We start from the raw sequence: 16354 nt of genomic DNA, 5'->3' as shown, positions 1-16354 counted from the left end.
CCGAGACGGCCGGCCCGTTCAGCCGCCGGAGAGGCCGACCACCAGCCAGATGAAGGCCGCGCCCGCGACCGTGCACAGCAGGGTGGAGCGCGCCGGGTGTTCGTGGTGGGCCTCGGGCAGGATCTCGGCGGCGGCGAGGTACAGCAGGACACCGCCGAAAAGGCCGAGGTAGCCGCCGAGCACCGCTTCGGGGATGTGGATGAAGGCGGTCGACAGCGCGCCCACCAGGGGTGCGCAGGCGTCGGCCACCAGCATCGCGATCGCGCGGCGGCGGGCGTTGCCGTACAGGCTCGTGATGGTGAAGGTGTTGAATCCGTCGGCGAAGTCGTGCGCGATCACGGCGAGCGCGACGGCCGCGCCCATGCCGCCGCCGACCTGGAAGGCCGCGCCGATCGCCACGCCGTCCATGGCGCTGTGCCCGACCATCGCGGCGGCGGCCGTCAGGCCCACCTCGGGCGCCCGGTGGCCCGGCCCCTCGGCACCGCCGTGGGCCGCCTGGCGTGCGGCCAGCGTGCGCTCCACCAGATGGGCCAGCAGGAATCCGGCCACGAACAGCAGCAGGGCGGCGGGTACGCCGAAGACCTCGCGGTCGGCGGCGTGCAGCGCCTCCGGCAGCAGATCCAGGCCGACGACGCCGAGCATCAGACCGCCGGCCAGGCCCAGGACGAGGTGCCGACGGTCGGTCACGCGCTGTGCCGTCCAGCCGCCGGCCAGCGTCATCAGGAACGCGCCGAGCGCGACGAAGACCGCCATAGGCCCTTGCTATCCGATCGAGGCGCCTCCGCGCACCTCCGGCACCGATCACACTCCCCCAGAACCTGACATTTCACCGATTCCGACTCGCGCATCCGCGGTCCCCGCAGTCCGTAGTTCCGCAGCCCCGTAGTCCCGCAGTCCCGTAGTCCCGTAGTTCCCGCAGGAGAGGACCCTTCCCATGGCCGATGCCCCCACCGGCAAGGTGACGTTCGTCGGTGCCGGCCCCGGCGCCGCCGATCTGCTGACGTTCCGCGCCGCACGCGCGATCGCGGACGCGGACGTGGTGATCTGGGCGGCGAGCCTGGTCCAGGCGGAGGTCCTCGAGCACGCGCGCGACGACGCGGAGATCCTCGACTCGGCGGCCATGTCCCTGGAGGACGTCGTCGCCGTCTACCGGCGTGCCCGGGCCGAGGGGCTGAAGGTGGCCCGGATCCACTCCGGCGACCCGGCGCTGTGGGGCGGCACGCAGGAGCAGCTGGACCGGTGCGCGGAGCTCGGGATCGCGACCGAGGTCGTCCCCGGCGTCTCGGCCTTCTCCGCCGTGGCCGCGCTCGCGCAGCGCGAGCTGACCATCCCCGAGGTCGCGCAGTCCGTCGTGCTCACCCGGCTGGGCGGCGGCAAGACGCCGATGCCGCCCGGCGAGGAGGTGCGCGAGTTCGCCCGGCACGGCACCACCATGGCGATCTTCCTGTCGGCGGCGCGCAGCGGACAGCTGGTGCGCGAGCTGCTGGAGGGCGGCTACCCGACGGACACCCCGGTCGTCGTCGCCTATCAGGCGACCTGGCCCGAGGAGCTGGTCGTGCGGTGCACGGTCGGCACGCTGGAGGAGACGGTCAAGGAGCACAAGCTCTGGAAGCACACGCTCTTCCTGGTCGGCCCGGCGCTGGACGCCCACGGGACGCGTTCGCACCTGTACCACCCCGGTCACTTCCACGGGTACCGCAAGGCCGACCCCCAGGCCCGGCGGGCCCTGCGCGAACAGCGGGCGAAGAGTTGATCACGGTCGTCGGTACGGGCACGGGCGCGCCGGTCCCGGAGGGTCTCCTCGCGGGGGCCGCGCTGGTCGTCGGCGGGCGCCGGCACCTGGACGCGGCACGGCTGCCCGCCGGCGCCGCGCGGGTCGTCCTCGGGCCGCTGGCCCCGGCGCTGGACGCGATCGCGGAGTATGCGGACAAGGACGTCGTGGTGCTGGCCTCGGGGGATCCCGGGTTCTTCGGGATCGTGCGGGCGCTGGCCGAGCGGTTCGGCGCCGAGCGGCTGGATGTGCGGCCGGGGGTGTCCTCCGTGGCCACCGCGTTCGCACGGCTCGGGCTGCCCTGGGACGACGCGGTGGTGGTGAGCGCGCACGGCCGGGACCTTCGTACGGCGGTGAACGTCTGCCGTGCGCAGCCCAAGGTGGCCGTGCTCACGGGCCCGGGGGCCGGGCCCGCCGAGCTGGGGGCCGCGCTCGGCGACGGTCGTGTCCTCGTCGTGGCGAGCGCGCTCGGCGATCCGGAGCGGGAGCGCGTGGAGCGGGTGACGCCCGCCGAGGCGGCGGCCCGGGACTGGGGTACGGCGGTGAGCGTGGTGCTGTGCCTGGACGAGGCGCGGGCGCTGGGTGCCGTGCGTACGGTCGCCGGGGTGCTCGCGCGGCCGGCCGGCTGGGCGCTGGACGAGGGGGCGTTCGCGCACCGGGACTCGATGATCACCAAGTTCGAGGTGCGGGCGCTGGCGCTGGCCCGGCTCGGTCCCCGGCTGGGCGACCTGGTGTGGGACGTGGGCGCCGGCTCGGGCTCGGTGGCGGTGGAGTGCGCGCGGCTCGGCGCGGCCGTCGTCGCCGTCGAGAAGGCCGCGGACGGGGTCGAGCGGGTCCGGGCCAACGCCCGGGCCCACGGGGTCGATGTGCGGGTGGTGCACGGCTCGGCGCCGGACGCGCTGGCCGGCCTCGCCGACGATCCCGACGCCGTGTTCGTCGGCGGCGGGGGGCGCGAGCTGCCCGCCGTGGTGCGGGCCTGCGCCCGGCGGGCGCGGCGGACCGTGGTCGTCGCCATGGCCGCCCTCGACCGGGTGCCGGCGGCCCGCGAGGCGCTCACGGCCGCCGGGTTCACCTGCGACGGGGTGCTGCTGCAGTCGTCGCGGCTGGCGCCGCTGCCGGGGGATGTGACCCGGCTCGCGGCGACCAATCCTGTGTTTCTGCTCTGGGGCGTGCGAACCCCGGGATCCAGTAAGGGAGTTGACGAGTGATCGGCCTCATTTCCGCCACCGCGGCGGGGGCGGCGGCGCGGGACCGGCTGGCCGCGGCCTGGCCGGACCGGACGCGGGTGTACGAGGGTCCCGTCGGGGAGGCGGTACGGGAAGCGTTCGCCGAGTGCACGCAGCTGGTGTGCTTCCTGGCGACGGGCGCGACGGTACGGCTGCTCGCGCCGCTGCTCGGCGACAAGACGGCCGACCCGGGTGTGGTGTGCGTGGACGAGGGCGGCCGGTTCGCGGTGTCGCTGGTCGGCGGGCACGCGGGCGGCGCCAATGAACTCGCCCGCGCGGTGGGCGAGTTGCTGGGTGCCGAGCCGGTGGTGACGACCGCCACGGACTCCGTCGGACTGGCCGGGCTGGACACGCTGGGGCTGCCCTACGAGGGTTCGGTGGCCCTGGTCTCCCGGGCCCTGCTGGACGGCGAACCGGTCGCCCTGGAGACGGAGGTGGCGTGGCCGCTGCCGCCGCTGCCGACCTCACCGCGGGGGGCGTACACCGTCCGGCTCACCGACCGGGACGTCGTGCCCGGCGAGCACGAGGTGCTGCTGCGGCCGCCGTCGCTGGTGGTCGGGGTCGGCGCGTCCAAGGGCGCGCCGGAGGCGGAGGTCCTCGGACTGATCGAGGAGACGCTGCGCGAGGCGGGGCTGTCGGTGCGGTCCGTGGCCGAACTGGCCACCGTGGACGCCAAGGCGGGGGAGCCCGGCATCGTGGCGGCCGCCGAACGGCTCGGCGTGCCGCTGGTGACGTACCCCGCCGAGGAGCTGGCGGCGGTCGAGGTGCCCAACCCCTCCGAGGCGCCGCTCGCGGCCGTCGGTACGCCCTCGGTGGCGGAGGCCGCCGCCCTGCTCCGGGGCGGTGAACTCCTCGTACCCAAACGGAAGTCGGGGGCGCGGCCCGCGATGGCGACCTGTGCCGTCGTACGGCGTCCGGGGCGCGGACGGCTCGCGGTGGTCGGGCTCGGACCCGGCGCCCGGGATCTGCTCACCCCGCGCGCCACGGCCGAACTCCGGCGCGCTGCCGTTCTGGTGGGGCTGGACCAGTACGTCGACCAGATCCGCGACCTGCTGCGGCCCGGCACCCGGGTGCTGGAGTCGGGGCTCGGCGCCGAGGAGGAGCGGGCCCGTACGGCGGTCGAGGAGGCCCGCAAGGGGCAGGCGGTGGCGCTGATCGGCAGCGGGGACGCGGGCGTGTACGCCATGGCCTCCCCGGCGCTCGCCGAGGCCTCGGACGACATCGACGTGATCGGGGTGCCGGGCGTGACGGCGGCGCTGGCCGCCGGGGCGATCCTGGGCGCGCCGCTGGGCCACGACCACGTCTCCATCAGCCTGTCCGACCTGCACACGCCGTGGGAGGTCATCGAGCGGCGGGTGCGGGCGGCGGCCGAGGCGGACCTCGTCGTCACCTTCTACAACCCGCGCTCCCGGGGCCGCGACTGGCAGCTGCCCAAGGCGCTCGCGCTCCTCGCCGGGCACCGGGAGCCGACGACACCGGTCGGTGTCGTACGCAACGCGTCCCGCCCGGACGAGTCGAGCCGGGTGACCACCCTGGGGGCGCTCGACCCGGCGACGGTCGACATGATGACGGTCGTGACCGTGGGCAACACCGCGACCCGGATCATCGCCGGGCGCATGGTGACCCCGCGCGGCTACCGCTGGCAGGCATCGCAGGAGGAGGCGAAGTGAACCGTGTCGTCCACCCGATCGAGCAGGAGTCCTTCCGGCGGCTGCGCGCCCGCCTGGACACCTCGCACTTCCCGCCGCTGACCCGGGCGGTGGTGGAGCGGGTCATCCACTCCGCCGCCGACCTGGAGTACGCGACCGACCTCGTGACCGACGAGGACGACCTGGTGACGGCGCATGCCGCGCTGCACGCCGGGGCGCCGGTCGTCGTGGACGTGGAGATGGTCGCGGCCGGGATCACCCGCCGGGAGACCGTCTGCCGTCTGAAGGACGTCGGGTCCGGGCCGGGTCTGACCCGGTCGGCCCATGCGATCCGGCTCGCCTACGAGGAGGTCGGCCCCGGGGCCCTGTGGGTGATCGGCTGTGCGCCGACCGCCCTGGAGGAGCTGCTCACCCTGGACGCCTCCCCCGCGCTCGTCATCGGCCTGCCCGTCGGCTTCGTCGGCGCGGCCGAGTCCAAGGCCGCGTTGCGCGAGAGCGGGCTGCCCGCCGTGAGCAACGTGTCCGAGAAGGGCGGTTCGGCGGTCGCCGCCGCCGCGCTCAACGCCCTGCTGTACCACCCCGTTTCGTCTGAGGAGACCTCGTGACCACCCCGCCCGCCCTGCTCATCGCCGGACACGGCACCCGTGACGACGCCGGCGCCGAAGCCTTCCGCGACTTCGTCCGAGAGCTCGGGCGCCGCCACCCCGAGCTGCCCGTCGCGGGCGGCTTCATCGAACTGTCCCCGCCGCCACTGGGCGACGCCGTCGCCGAGCTGGTCGAGCAGGGGGTGCGCCGGTTCGCGGCGGTGCCGCTGATGCTGGTGTCCGCCGGGCACGCCAAGGGCGACATCCCGGCCGCGCTGGCCCGCGAGAAGGAACGGCACCCGGGCATCTCGTACACCTACGGCCGCCCGCTGGGCCCGCACCCGGCGCTGCTGAGCGTGCTGGAGCGGCGGCTGGACGACGCGCTCGGCGGCCCGGCCCGCACGCCCGCGGACCGGGCCGATGTGACCGTGCTGCTGGTGGGGCGCGGTTCGACGGACCCCGATGCCAACGCCGAGGTGTACAAGGCGGCGCGGCTGCTGTGGGAGGGCCGCGGGTACGCCGGGGTGGAGACGGCGTTCGTGTCGCTGGCGGCGCCGGACGTGCCGAGCGGCCTGGACCGGTGCGCGGCGTTGGGGGCGCGCAGGATCGTCGTCCTGCCGTACTTCCTGTTCACCGGGATCCTCCCGGACCGGGTGCGGCAGCAGACCGAGGGCTGGGCCGCCGCGCACCCGGAGGTCGAGGTGCGGTCGGCCGATGTCATCGGGCCCGAGCCGGAGCTGCTCGACCTGGTGATGGAGCGGTACGAGGAAGCCGTCAAGGGTGATCTGCGCATGAACTGCGACTCGTGCGTGTACCGGATCGCGCTGCCGGGCTTCGAGGACAAGGTGGGGCTGCCGCAGCAGCCGCACTTCCACCCGGACGACGACGGCCACCATCACGGCCACGACCACGGGCACCACCATCACGGGGGGCACTCGCACAGCCATGCGCACTGACGACACCGGCGGGTCCGGGCACGATCTGCGGCATCACGGGGACGCCGAAGTACGGGACGACGGGGCCGCGTTGACCGACCTCGCCGTCAACGTGCGGGCGGACACTCCGCCGTCGTGGCTGCGGGAGGAGATCGCCGGCTCGCTGTCTTCCCTCGCGGCCTACCCGGACGGGCGGGCCGCGCGGGCGGCGGTGGCGGCGCGGCACGGGCTGCCGGTGGAGCGGGTACTGCTGACGGCGGGCGCGGCGGAGGCGTTCGTGCTGCTGGCCCGCGCGCTGAAGGTACGGCGACCGGTCGTCGTACATCCGCAGTTCACCGAGCCCGAGGCGGCTCTCCGGGACGCGGGGCACAGCGTGGACCGGGTGCTGCTGCGGGAGGAGGACGGGTTCCGGCTGGATCCGGCGGCGGTGCCGGAGGATGCCGATCTGGTGGTGATCGGGAATCCGACGAACCCCACGTCCGTACTGCATCCGGCGGGCGCGCTGGCAGAACTTGCCCGTCCCGGGCGGGTGTTGGTGGTCGACGAGGCGTTCATGGACGCCGTGCCGGGTGAGCGGGAGGCGCTGGCCGGGCGGACGGATGTGCCGGGGCTGGTCGTGCTGCGCAGTCTGACCAAGACCTGGGGTCTGGCCGGGCTGCGGATCGGGTACGTACTGGCAGCCGCGGAGATCATCGCCGACCTGGAGCGGGCCCAGCCGCTGTGGCCGGTGTCGACACCCGCGCTGGCCGCGGCCCAGGCGTGTGTGACGCCGCGGGCCCTGGCAGAGGCGGGGCATGCGGCGCATCGCATCGCGGCGGACCGGACCCATCTGCTGGCGGGGCTGTCGGAGTTCGCCTCGCGCGGCGTACGGGTGGTGCAGCCGGCGGAGGGGCCGTTCGTGCTGGTCGGGATGGCGGGGGCGGCCGCTGTACGGCGGCGGTTGCGTGACCTTGGTTATGCGGTGCGGCGGGGTGACACGTTTCCGGGGCTCGGGGAGGACTGGGTGCGGGTGGCGGTGCGGGACCGCGGGACGGCGAACGGCTTCCTGAAGGCACTGTCGGCCGCCCTCCGGTAGCCGGGGCTCCGCCCGGGAGGCCGCTCCCCGCCCGAGGGGACGGTCGGGCGGGGAGCGGCTGGGAACCCGGTGTCAGTGCCTGCGGCGGCGGGCCACCGTCACCGCTCCCCCGCCGACCAGCACCAGCGCCAGGGCGCCGCCCGCGATGTACGGGGTCGCGGAACTGCTGCCCGTTTCCGCGAGGCCGGACTTCGACACGCCGCCCTGGGGCTTCGGGTCGGCGGACGGGGCCGTCGGGGACTCACAGGTCGCCTTGGCCAGAGTGACCGTTCCTTCGACGTCGGCCACGTTGAGCTTCAACGGGTTGACGGAGACCTTGAGTTCGAGGGCGGTCGCGGCCGCCGTACGGGTCGTGGTGTCGTGCTGGGCGAGGCGGAGGCGGACGTCGCCGACGCTGGGGACCTTCACCTCGGTCGGGCCGCCGGCGGTGAGCGTGACGCGCTTGCCGAGGACGGTGACGGCGCCGAGGACGTTCGCCGAGGCGACGGGCGCCTTGCCGGCCTCGCAGGTCGCCTCGGCGGTGACCGTGTCGGCCTCGATCAGGGACAGCAGGGGCAGGCCGGGGACGTGCAGCCGGGCGTGGACGAGCCGGACCGAGCCCTCGGCGCGCTGCGACGTCACCGTGGCCTTCGCGGAGGCGACGTCCGCGCCGAGGACGGTGAACGGCTTGCCGTCGGCCACGCCGTCGAGCCGGGCGGACAGCGCGGTCTTGTCGGCGCTCCGCGGCGCCTGGACGTTGTTGAGGGTGACCGCGAGCGGGACGTCGACGCTCTTGTTGAGCAGGGACACGTCGAGCCCGGTGCGCAGGACGACGGCGGAGGCGCGACCGTGGTCTGCGGTCGCGTGCGCGGCGCCCGCGCCCAGGACCGCGGGACCGGCGGCCAGGGCGGTGACCGTCAGGGCGGTGGCCAGACGGCGTGCGGGCATGCGGAAGTCGTTGCTGTTCAAGGTGGTGGGACCCCCAGTGGGAACATGCTTGGGACCCGTCAACCTTGTACGCACTACGGGTGAACGGTCGGCAATCCTCGGTTACTTCACTCAATCGAGGAGAATCGGCACACCTCTTCGAATCGTGAAGCACACGCGTTCCCCTGCGCCTCGGTCACTCCACGACTCGCCCGTCGAGCACCACCCGGCGCGGCGCCGCCAGCACCCGTACGTCGGCCCGCGGATCGCCCTCGTACACCACCAGGTCGCCCGGCGCGCCCTCCTCCAGGCCGGGGCGGCCGAGCCAGGCGCGGGCGCCCCAGGTCGTCGCCGACACCGCCGCCACGGCCGGGACACCGGCGGTGACCAGCTCCGCGACCTCACTCGCGACCAGGCCGTGGGCCAGTGAGCCGCCGGCGTCCGTGCCGACGTACACCGGGATGCCGGCGTCGTAGGCGGCGCGCACGGTGTCGTAGCGGCGCTCGTGCAGCCGGCGCATGTGCGCGGACCAGCGCGGGAACTTGCTCTCGCCGCCGGCCGCGAGCTGCGGGAAGGTGGCGATGTTGACGAGGGTGGGGACGATCGCGACGCCCCGTTCGGCGAAGAGCGGGATCAGCTCGTCGGTCAGGCCCGTCGCGTGCTCGACGCAGTCGATGCCGGCCTCGACCAGGTCGCGCAGGGAGTCCGTGGCGAAACAGTGCGCGGTGACGCGGGCGCCGAGCCGGTGTGCCTCCGCTATCGCGGCCCGGGCCGCCTCGCGGGGCCAGCAGGCGGACAGGTCGCCGAGGTCGCGGTCGATCCAGTCGCCGATCAGCTTGACCCAGCCGTCGCCGCGCCGGGCCTCCTGGGCGACGTAGGCGACCAGGTCGTCCGGTTCGATCTCCCAGGCGTAGTTGCGGATGTAGCGGCGGGTGCGGGCGATGTGCCGGCCGGCCCGGATGATCTTCGGGAGGTCGGCGCGGTCGTCGATCCAGCGGGTGTCGGAGGGCGAGCCGGCGTCCCGCAGCAGCAGGGCGCCCGCCTCCCGGTCGGTGAGCGCCTGCTTCTCCGCGGTGTCGGCGTCGACCGGGCCGTGCGCGTCGAGGCCCACATGGCAGTGGGCGTCGACCAGGCCGGGCAGCACCCAGCCCTCGACGGTCCGGACGTCCCGGGCTCCGGCGGGGCGGTCGTAGGACACCCGGCCCCCGACCACCCACAGCTCGTCGCGGACGTCCTCGGGCCCGACGAGGACCCGCCCCTTCACGTGCAGCACGGCGCCATCGCTCATGCCCGCACCTTAACTACCTAGGGCTGGTCCTTCCCCACCCGGCCTGAGGTCCTCTCCTCCACCGCCTCCTGGACCTCGGCCATGGCCGGGTCGAGCAGGCGGGACAGGAAGTGGCGGGTGCGCTCGTGCTGGGGGTCGCCGATGACCCGGTCGGGGGTGCCGTCCTCGACGATCACGCCGCCGTCCATGAAGACGACGCGGTCGGCGACCTCGCGGGCGAAGGTCATTTCGTGGGTGACGACCATCATCGTCATGCCCTCCTCGGCCAGCCTGCGCATCACCGCGAGGACGTCCCCGACCAGCTCGGGGTCGAGGGCGGAGGTCGGCTCGTCGAAGAGCATCACCTCGGGTCCCATGGCGAGGGCGCGGGCGATGGCCACCCGCTGCTGCTGGCCGCCGGAGAGGGAGGAGGGGTAGGCCGCGGCCTTCTCGGAGAGGCCGACGCGGGCCAGGTTCTCGGCGGCGATCCTCGCGGCCTCGGCCTTGTCCCGCTTGAGGACCCGGCGCTGCGGCAGCGTGAGGTTCTCGGTGACGCTGAGGTGCGGGAAGAGGTTGAACTGCTGGAAGACCATGCCGATCCGGCGGCGTACGGCGTCGATGTCGACGTCCGGGTCGGTGATCTCGGTGCCGCCGACGAAGACCTGGCCCTTGCCGGGCTCCTCCAGCAGGTTCACACAGCGCAGCAGCGTGGACTTGCCGGAGCCGGAGGGGCCGATGACACAGACGACCTCGCCCTGGCCGATCTCCAGGTCGATGCCGCGCAGGACGTGGTTGTCGCCGAAGGACTTGTGCAGGTCCTGGACGCGGATCTCTGGGTAGGTCACCGGATCTCCCTCAGGGCCTTGGATTCCATACGGCGCACGACGAGGCTGAGCGGGATCGTGATCAGCAGATAGCACAGGCCCGCGACCAGGATCGGCGTGGAGTTCGCGGTCGAACTGGCCAGGTCGTTGCCGAACTTGGACAGTTCGCGCTCCTCCAGGGTGACGCCGAGGAACAGCACCAGCGAGGAGTCCTTGAAGAGCAGGACGAGTTCGTTGGTCAGCGGCGGCAGGATGATCCGGAAGGCCTGCGGCAGGATGATGGAGATCATGGCCCGGGCCGGCGAGAACCCGAGCGAACGGGCCGCCTCCATCTGCCCCTTGGGCACGGCCTGGATGCCCGCGCGGATCGTCTCGGCCATGTAGGCGGCGGAGACCAGCCCGAGGGCGACGGCGACCTTGCCGTAGGTGCCGCCCGGGTACTGGATGCTCGGGAAGGCCAGTGGCACGCCGACGCCGACGAAGATGAAGATCAGCAGCGCGGGCAGGCCGCGGAAGATCTCGATGTAGGTGCCGGCGAGCCAGCGGTACGGCCCCACGGACGACAGGCGCATCAGGGCGATGACCATGCCGAGGGCCAGACCGACGACGAAGCCGGACAGCGTGTAGAGCACGGTGTTCTTGAGGGCCACCGTGATGAGGTCCGGGAACAGCTGCCTCGCGATGTGGGCCTGCGCGAACTGGTTCTGCAGCCGGCCCCAGTCCGCGCTGACCGCGAAGGCGATCACCGCGGCGACGAAGACGGCGTACTGCGCCGCGCGGGAGAGCCGGCGCTTCTGCCGGCGGGTCAGCCCGGTCTTCTTCGGCTGGATGGGGGTGTCCGTGTCGGTCATGGGGTCAGGAGCCGGCCGGGGAGGCGACGGAGGCCCCGTTTGCCGTAGAAGCGGTGTATGGGCCGATCCACTGCTCGTAGATCTTCTTGTACGTGCCGTCGGCCTTGGCGTCCTTGAGGGCCTTGTTGACGGCGTCGAGCAGGGCCTTGTTGCCCTTCTTCACCGTGAAGCCGTACTGCTCGCCGGTCTTGAGGTTGTCGACGACCTTGAACTTGTCAGCGTTGGCCTTGTCCTTCAGCCAGCCCTGGACGACCGGGTAGTCGATGATGACGGCCTGGACCTGTCCGGTGCGCAGGCCGTTGAGGACCGCGTCGGAGGAGGCGAAGGAGACCGGGTCGAAGCCCTTGCTCTTGGCGTAGTCCTCGCCGGTGGTCTGCGCCTGGGCGCCGAGCTTCTTGCCCTTGGCCTTGACGTCCGCGAGCGAGTTGACGCCGCTGTTCTTGTCGACCAGCACGGCCTGGGTGGCCTCGAAGTACGGGTCGGAGAAGTCGACGTTCTTCTTGCGCTCGGCGGTGATCGTCATGCCGGCGGCGGCCAGGTCGCACTGGCCGGAGTTCAGGAAGGCGCCGGTCTTGAAGTTCTCGAACGGCGTGTCGAGGATCTGCTGCTTGACGCCGAGGTCCTTGGCGACGAGGTCGATGAGGGAGACGTCGAAGCCCTGCACCTTGCCGTTGATCTCCGACTGGAACGGCGGGTACGGCAGGTGGGTGCAGGTGGTCAGCTGACCGCCCTTGGCGAGGTGGACCCCCTTGACGGTCGTCGGGCCGCTCCCCGAGCCGCTGGAGGAGCAACCGGCCACGACGAGCACGAGTGCGGCGGTCGCGGTGGTGGCGGCCAGAAGGCGGGTCCGGCGCCCGAGGAGCGTTGTCATGGAGGGATCTTCTCTGTGGGGGACTGTGGCTTCCGATTATAAGGAAGGGTTTGAGTCTCTCAAATCAAACCCATGGTTAGGGAGCCCCTGGACCTAAGATCGAGGGAGTCGACCCCCGCGTATGAGGAGAGAGCACCGCCGTGACCCACCCCTTTCTCGATCTGCCCCCGCTGAGTGCCGAGCGCTTCGCCGCCATCGAGGACGGGGTGGCCCGGCTGCTGGACACCCGGCAGGACGTGCTGATCACCCAGGGCGAGGCGCTGCTGCCGCTGGAGGGCGCGATCCGCGCGGCGGCCGGTCCGGGCACGGTGGCCCTGAACGTGATCACGGGCCCCTACGGCCAGACCTTCGGCGACTGGCTGCGCGCCTGTGGCGCGACCGTGCACGACATCTCCGTCCCCTTCCACACGGCGGTGACCGCGGCGCAGATCCGGGAGGCGTTCGCCGCGCACCCGGAGATCGACTTCGTGTCGCTGGTGCACGCGGAGGCGGCGACCGGCAACACCAACCCGGTCGCGGAGATCGGCGAGGCGGTACGGGAGCACGGTGCGCTGTTCTACCTGGACGCGGTCGCCTCCGTGGGCGCGGAGCCGGTACTGCCGGACGCGTGGGGCGTGGACCTGTGCGTGATCGGGGCGCAGAAGGCGATGGGCGGCCCGGCGGGTGTGTCGGCGATCTCGGTGAGCGAGCGGGCGTGGGCCCGGATGGCGGCGAACCCGCACGCGCCGCGCCGCTCCTACCTGTCCCTGCTGGACTGGAAGGAGCGCTGGATCGACGCCGGCCGCGCGGTGCTGCCGCACGCTCCGGCCCAGCTGGAGATGCTGGCGCTTCAGGCGTGTCTGGAGCGGATCGAGTCGGTGGGGCTGGACGCGGTGATGGACCGGCACCGGCGCGCCGCGCTGGCCACGCGGGCCGGTGCGGTCGCCCTGGGCGTGGGCCTGGAGCCGTACGTGTACGAGGCCTCCGATGCCGCGCCGGTGGCCACGACGCTGCGGGTGCCGTCGGGGGTGGTGGCGTCGGAGCTGGTGGCTCGGGTGCTGGCCGGTGATCCTTCGTTGCCGCTGGCCGCGGGTGGGGGTGCGCTGGCCAGGGAGATGATCCGGGTCAACCATTACGGGGCGGACGCCTCGCCGGAGACCGTGGCGAGGTGTCTGGGCGCGATCGGGGCGGCGCTCGGCGTTCTGCCGTAGGCCACGGGGGCTCTGCCCCCGCACCCCCGTCCGTCCGCTCGCCCGCCCGTCCCGGCTGACCGGAAGAGTGCCCCTTCGCCCGGCGCGAACCCTGTCGATGTCAGTGCCCCGTGTCATCCTCCCCCCATGACCGACACCACACCCCAGGCCCCGCAGACCCTCCCCGACGGCCGCCCCATCCCCCCGATGACCGGCCCCGAGCGCGCCATGCTGGAGGGCTGGCTGGACTTCCACCGCGCCACGCTGGAGCTGAAGTGTCAGGGGCTGGACGACGCGCAGGTCCGGCTCGCCTCGGCGGAGCCGTCGGCGCTGACCCTGCTCGGGCTCGTCCAGCATCTCGCCGAGGTCGAACGGAACTGGTTCCAGCGGGTGCTGGCGGGCACGGACGCACCACGGCTGTTCGGGGAGACGGCGGGGTACGGCCTCGATGCGGAGCGCGGGCTGGCGGACGCCCTCGCCATATGGCGGGCGGAGATCGCGGACGGGCGGGAGGTGCTGGCCGCGCGGGGTCTGGAGGACACCGGGCGGATGGTCGACGAGCCGGTGACCGGTATGGAGGTCAGCGTGCGCTGGGTGCTGATCCATCTCATCGAGGAGTACGCCCGGCACAACGGCCACGCCGACATTCTGCGTGAACGAATCGACGGAACCACCGGCGCCTGAATTCAATTTAACTTCACAATTCCCGCCAATTTCCCGGACGATAGCTTCCCGTATTCTTCTGCCCGCTTTTCGCAAGACTAAACGGGGGAATTTTTGAGCGAGTTTCTGGCGCCCCCTTGACGACTTGCTTGCTGTGACGCACTCCACATCAGTGGAGATTTGCCCGGGTTTGTCGTGGGTTAATTCGGACATTTCGGTAGGTCTTCTGCGCAGCCCTGAGGCGGCGGCCGTGCATTTCTCAATTCACCTCGCTAAATTCGTTCCGCATGACTGCCGCACCCGCAGACCTACTGATCGACCAGCCGGCGGTGACCGACGGAGCCGCGCTCTGGCGTCTCGCCAAGGACTCGAAAACCCTGGACTTGAACTCTTCGTACAGCTATCTGCTGTGGTGCCGGGACTTCGCCGGCACCTCGGCGGTGGCGCGGGGTGCGGACGGGGAGCCGGTCGGTTTCGTCACCGGCTACGTGCGGCCCGAGCGCCCCCGCACCCTGCTCGTCTGGCAGGTGGCCGTCGACTCCGGGCACCGGGGTCTCGGCATCGCCGCGACGCTGCTGGACGGGCTGGTCGCACGGCTCACCGCCGAGCGCGGCATCACCGACGTGGAGACGACGATCACCCCCGGCAACACCGCCTCCGAGCGGCTTTTCACCTCGTTCGCCGACCGGCACGGGGCGCGCCTGGAGCGTGAGGTGCTGTTCGCCGCCGAGCTGTTCCCCGACGGTCCGCACGATCCCGAAGTCCTGTACCGCATCGGTCCGTTGACCCCCGTTTCAGCGGCCCGTTGACCCCCCTTCACCTCGCATGAGGAGCGATTCACCGTGACCATCACCCAGCCCGACCTCAGCGTCTTCGAGACCCTCGAGTCCGAGGTGCGCAGCTACTGCCGCGGCTGGCCCACGGTCTTCGACCGCGCGCAGGGCAGCCGGATGTACGACGAGGACGGTCATGTGTACCTCGACTTCTTCGCCGGTGCCGGCTCACTCAACTACGGCCACAACAATCCCGTACTCAAACGGGCGTTGATCGACTATCTGGCACGGGACGGGGTGACCCACGGCCTGGACATGTCGACCACGGCCAAGCGGAACTTCCTGCAGACCTTCCAGGATCTGGTGCTGCGCCCGCGCGATCTGCCGTACAAGGTCATGTTCCCGGGCCCGACCGGCACCAACGCCGTGGAGTCGGCGCTGAAGCTGGCCCGCAAGGTGAAGGGGCGCGAGGCCATCGTGTCGTTCACCAACGCCTTCCACGGGATGTCGCTGGGGTCGCTCGCCGTGACCGGCAACGCCTTCAAGCGGGCCGGCGCCGGGATCCCGCTGGTGCACGGCACGCCGATGCCGTTCGACAACTACTTCGAGGGCACGGTCCCGGACTTCCTGTGGTTCGAGCGGCTGCTGGAGGACCAGGGTTCCGGCCTCAACAAGCCCGCCGCCGTGATCGTGGAGACCGTGCAGGGCGAGGGCGGCATCAATGTCGCCCGGCCCGAGTGGCTGCGTGCGCTCAAGGAGCTGTGCGAGCGGCAGGACATGCTGCTGATCGTCGACGACATCCAGATGGGCTGCGGCCGTACCGGCGCCTTCTTCTCCTTCGAGGAGTCGGGGATCGTGCCCGACATCGTCACGGTGTCCAAGTCGATCAGCGGGTACGGGCTGCCGATGTCGCTGTGCCTGTTCAAGCCCGAGCTGGACGTGTGGGAGCCGGGCGAGCACAACGGCACCTTCCGGGGCAACAACCCCGCGTTCGTCACGGCCACCGCGGCCCTCGAGACGTACTGGGCCGACGGCTCGGCCATGGAGAAGCAGACCTGCGCCCGGGGCGAGCAGGTCGAGCAGGCGCTGATCTCCATCACCGAGGAGAACCTCGCCGATGTGAAGGAGTACCGCGGCCGCGGTCTGGTGTGGGGCGTGGAGTTCCACGACAAGGACCGGGCCTCGCGGATCGCCCGGCGGGCCTTCGAACTCGGGCTGCTCATCGAGACGTCCGGGCCGGAGGGCGAGGTCGTCAAGCTGCTGCCCGCCCTCACCATCACCCCCGACGAGCTGGACGAGGGCCTGCGCGTCCTCGCCCGCGCCGTCCGGGAAACCGCCTGACCGCACTGACCGCACGACCGACCAGGAGGAAGAGCAACACCGTGATCGTCCGATCGTTCAAGGACATCGAAGGCACCGACCGGCACGTCAAGTCGAAGTCCGGCACCTGGGAGAGCAAGCGGATCGTCCTGGCCAAGGAGCGGGTCGGCTTCTCCCTGCACGAGACCATCCTGTATGCGGGGACGGAGACGTCGATGTGGTACGCCAACCACATCGAGGCCGTCGTCTGCACCCGGGGCGAGGCCGAGCTGACCGACCGTGAGACCGGGGAGACGTACACCATCACGCCCGGCACCATGTACCTCCTCGACGGGCACGAGCGGCACACGCTGCGCATCAAGGAGGACTTCCACTGCCTCTGCGTGTTCAACCCGCCCGTGACCGGACGGGAGGACCACGACGAGAACGGTGTCTACCCGCTGCTCACCGAGCCCGAGGAGGTGTGAGAA

Annotated in this window: 17 protein-coding genes; 11 read left to right on the top strand and 6 right to left on the bottom strand. The window is 72.2% G+C overall.

Annotated elements, in window-relative coordinates; all coding sequences use genetic code 11:
• Nucleotides 1-18 precede the first annotated feature (18 nt).
• Complete coding sequence (locus AB5L52_RS33345) at nt 19-753, bottom strand: ZIP family metal transporter (RefSeq protein WP_351031421.1); 735 nt, start codon at nt 751-753, stop codon at nt 19-21.
• Between the two features lie 181 nt (nt 754-934).
• Between AB5L52_RS33345 and cobM the strand changes: the two genes are divergently transcribed.
• The 6 genes from cobM to cobC are packed head-to-tail and all read left to right on the top strand — an operon-like array spanning nt 935 to nt 7240.
• Nucleotides 935-1753 (top strand): precorrin-4 C(11)-methyltransferase, encoded by an 819-nt coding sequence (gene cobM, locus AB5L52_RS33340; protein ID WP_351031424.1) that lies wholly within the window; start codon nt 935-937, stop codon nt 1751-1753.
• Entirely contained in the window at nt 1750-2979 is a 1230-nt protein-coding gene (cbiE, locus tag AB5L52_RS33335) for a precorrin-6y C5,15-methyltransferase (decarboxylating) subunit CbiE (protein WP_369367470.1), read from the top strand. The genes cobM and cbiE overlap by 4 nt, the downstream gene beginning before the upstream one ends.
• Entirely contained in the window at nt 2976-4667 is a 1692-nt protein-coding gene (gene cobJ, locus AB5L52_RS33330) for a precorrin-3B C(17)-methyltransferase (protein WP_369367469.1), read from the top strand. The genes cbiE and cobJ overlap by 4 nt, the downstream gene beginning before the upstream one ends.
• Entirely contained in the window at nt 4664-5251 is a 588-nt protein-coding gene (locus tag AB5L52_RS33325) for a precorrin-8X methylmutase (protein ID WP_369367468.1), read from the top strand. Before cobJ ends, AB5L52_RS33325 begins: the two co-directional genes overlap by 4 nt.
• On the top strand, nt 5248-6186 hold the full coding sequence (locus tag AB5L52_RS33320) for a sirohydrochlorin chelatase (RefSeq protein WP_351031433.1): 939 nt from the start codon (nt 5248-5250) through the stop codon (nt 6184-6186). Before AB5L52_RS33325 ends, AB5L52_RS33320 begins: the two co-directional genes overlap by 4 nt.
• Entirely contained in the window at nt 6176-7240 is a 1065-nt protein-coding gene (gene cobC / locus AB5L52_RS33315; protein WP_369367467.1) for an Rv2231c family pyridoxal phosphate-dependent protein CobC, read from the top strand. Before AB5L52_RS33320 ends, cobC begins: the two co-directional genes overlap by 11 nt.
• Nucleotides 7241-7312: 72 nt before the next feature.
• On the opposite strand, the gene AB5L52_RS33310 is transcribed toward cobC, so the two are convergent.
• From AB5L52_RS33310 to AB5L52_RS33290, 5 genes are all read right to left on the bottom strand, one after another.
• The gene (locus AB5L52_RS33310; RefSeq protein ID WP_369367466.1) at nt 7313-8188 is read right to left on the bottom strand and encodes an SCO1860 family LAETG-anchored protein; all 876 of its coding nucleotides are present in this window, start codon (nt 8186-8188) and stop codon (nt 7313-7315) included.
• 154 nt (nt 8189-8342) lie between these two features.
• Complete coding sequence (locus AB5L52_RS33305) at nt 8343-9434, bottom strand: amidohydrolase family protein (protein ID WP_369367465.1); 1092 nt, start codon at nt 9432-9434, stop codon at nt 8343-8345.
• A gap of 17 nt (nt 9435-9451) precedes the next feature.
• On the bottom strand, nt 9452-10258 hold the full coding sequence (locus tag AB5L52_RS33300; RefSeq protein ID WP_369367464.1) for an amino acid ABC transporter ATP-binding protein: 807 nt from the start codon (nt 10256-10258) through the stop codon (nt 9452-9454).
• A complete protein-coding gene (locus tag AB5L52_RS33295) occupies nt 10255-11088 on the bottom strand; it encodes an amino acid ABC transporter permease (RefSeq protein ID WP_369367463.1) in 834 nt (277 codons plus the stop codon). The genes AB5L52_RS33300 and AB5L52_RS33295 overlap by 4 nt, the downstream gene beginning before the upstream one ends.
• A 4-nt stretch (nt 11089-11092) precedes the next feature.
• Entirely contained in the window at nt 11093-11959 is an 867-nt protein-coding gene (locus tag AB5L52_RS33290) for a transporter substrate-binding domain-containing protein (protein WP_351032549.1), read from the bottom strand.
• A gap of 140 nt (nt 11960-12099) precedes the next feature.
• On the opposite strand from AB5L52_RS33290, the gene AB5L52_RS33285 reads away from it, so the two are divergent.
• From AB5L52_RS33285 to AB5L52_RS33265, 5 genes are all read left to right on the top strand, one after another.
• Nucleotides 12100-13149, top strand: coding sequence for an aminotransferase class V-fold PLP-dependent enzyme (locus tag AB5L52_RS33285; RefSeq protein ID WP_351032546.1), 1050 nt, complete (start codon nt 12100-12102; stop codon nt 13147-13149).
• Between the two features lie 126 nt (nt 13150-13275).
• Complete coding sequence (locus AB5L52_RS33280; RefSeq protein ID WP_351032545.1) at nt 13276-13812, top strand: DinB family protein; 537 nt, start codon at nt 13276-13278, stop codon at nt 13810-13812.
• Between the two features lie 266 nt (nt 13813-14078).
• On the top strand, nt 14079-14600 hold the full coding sequence (ectA, locus tag AB5L52_RS33275; protein WP_351032542.1) for a diaminobutyrate acetyltransferase: 522 nt from the start codon (nt 14079-14081) through the stop codon (nt 14598-14600).
• Nucleotides 14601-14633: 33 nt separating this feature from the next.
• Nucleotides 14634-15905 carry a diaminobutyrate--2-oxoglutarate transaminase gene (ectB, locus tag AB5L52_RS33270; RefSeq protein WP_351032540.1) on the top strand — a complete coding sequence of 424 codons (1272 nt, stop codon included), beginning with the start codon at nt 14634-14636 and terminating at the stop codon, nt 15903-15905.
• 41 nt (nt 15906-15946) lie between these two features.
• Nucleotides 15947-16351: an ectoine synthase gene (locus tag AB5L52_RS33265; protein ID WP_351032538.1), complete on the top strand. Its 405-nt coding sequence runs from the start codon at nt 15947-15949 to the stop codon at nt 16349-16351.
• Nucleotides 16352-16354 lie beyond the last annotated feature (3 nt).

The organism is Streptomyces sp. CG4, from assembly GCF_041080655.1.
Classification (GTDB): Bacteria; Actinomycetota; Actinomycetes; order Streptomycetales; family Streptomycetaceae; genus Streptomyces.
The sequence above is the reverse complement of the archived record's forward strand: the minus strand, read 5'-3'. Positions and strand labels throughout refer to the sequence as shown.

Excerpts from the sequence above, each read along its gene's own strand:
- AB5L52_RS33345 (WP_351031421.1), bottom strand. The coding sequence starts at position 753 with ATGGCGGTCTTCGTCGCGCTCGGCGCGTTCCTGATGACGCTGGCCGGC.
- cobM (WP_351031424.1), top strand. The coding sequence starts at position 935 with ATGGCCGATGCCCCCACCGGCAAGGTGACGTTCGTCGGTGCCGGCCCC.
- cobC (WP_369367467.1), top strand. The coding sequence starts at position 6,176 with ATGCGCACTGACGACACCGGCGGGTCCGGGCACGATCTGCGGCATCAC.
- AB5L52_RS33305 (WP_369367465.1), bottom strand. The coding sequence starts at position 9,434 with ATGAGCGATGGCGCCGTGCTGCACGTGAAGGGGCGGGTCCTCGTCGGG.
- AB5L52_RS33295 (WP_369367463.1), bottom strand. The coding sequence starts at position 11,088 with ATGACCGACACGGACACCCCCATCCAGCCGAAGAAGACCGGGCTGACC.
- AB5L52_RS33290 (WP_351032549.1), bottom strand. The coding sequence starts at position 11,959 with ATGACAACGCTCCTCGGGCGCCGGACCCGCCTTCTGGCCGCCACCACC.
- AB5L52_RS33280 (WP_351032545.1), top strand. The coding sequence starts at position 13,276 with ATGACCGACACCACACCCCAGGCCCCGCAGACCCTCCCCGACGGCCGC.
- ectA (WP_351032542.1), top strand. The coding sequence starts at position 14,079 with ATGACTGCCGCACCCGCAGACCTACTGATCGACCAGCCGGCGGTGACC.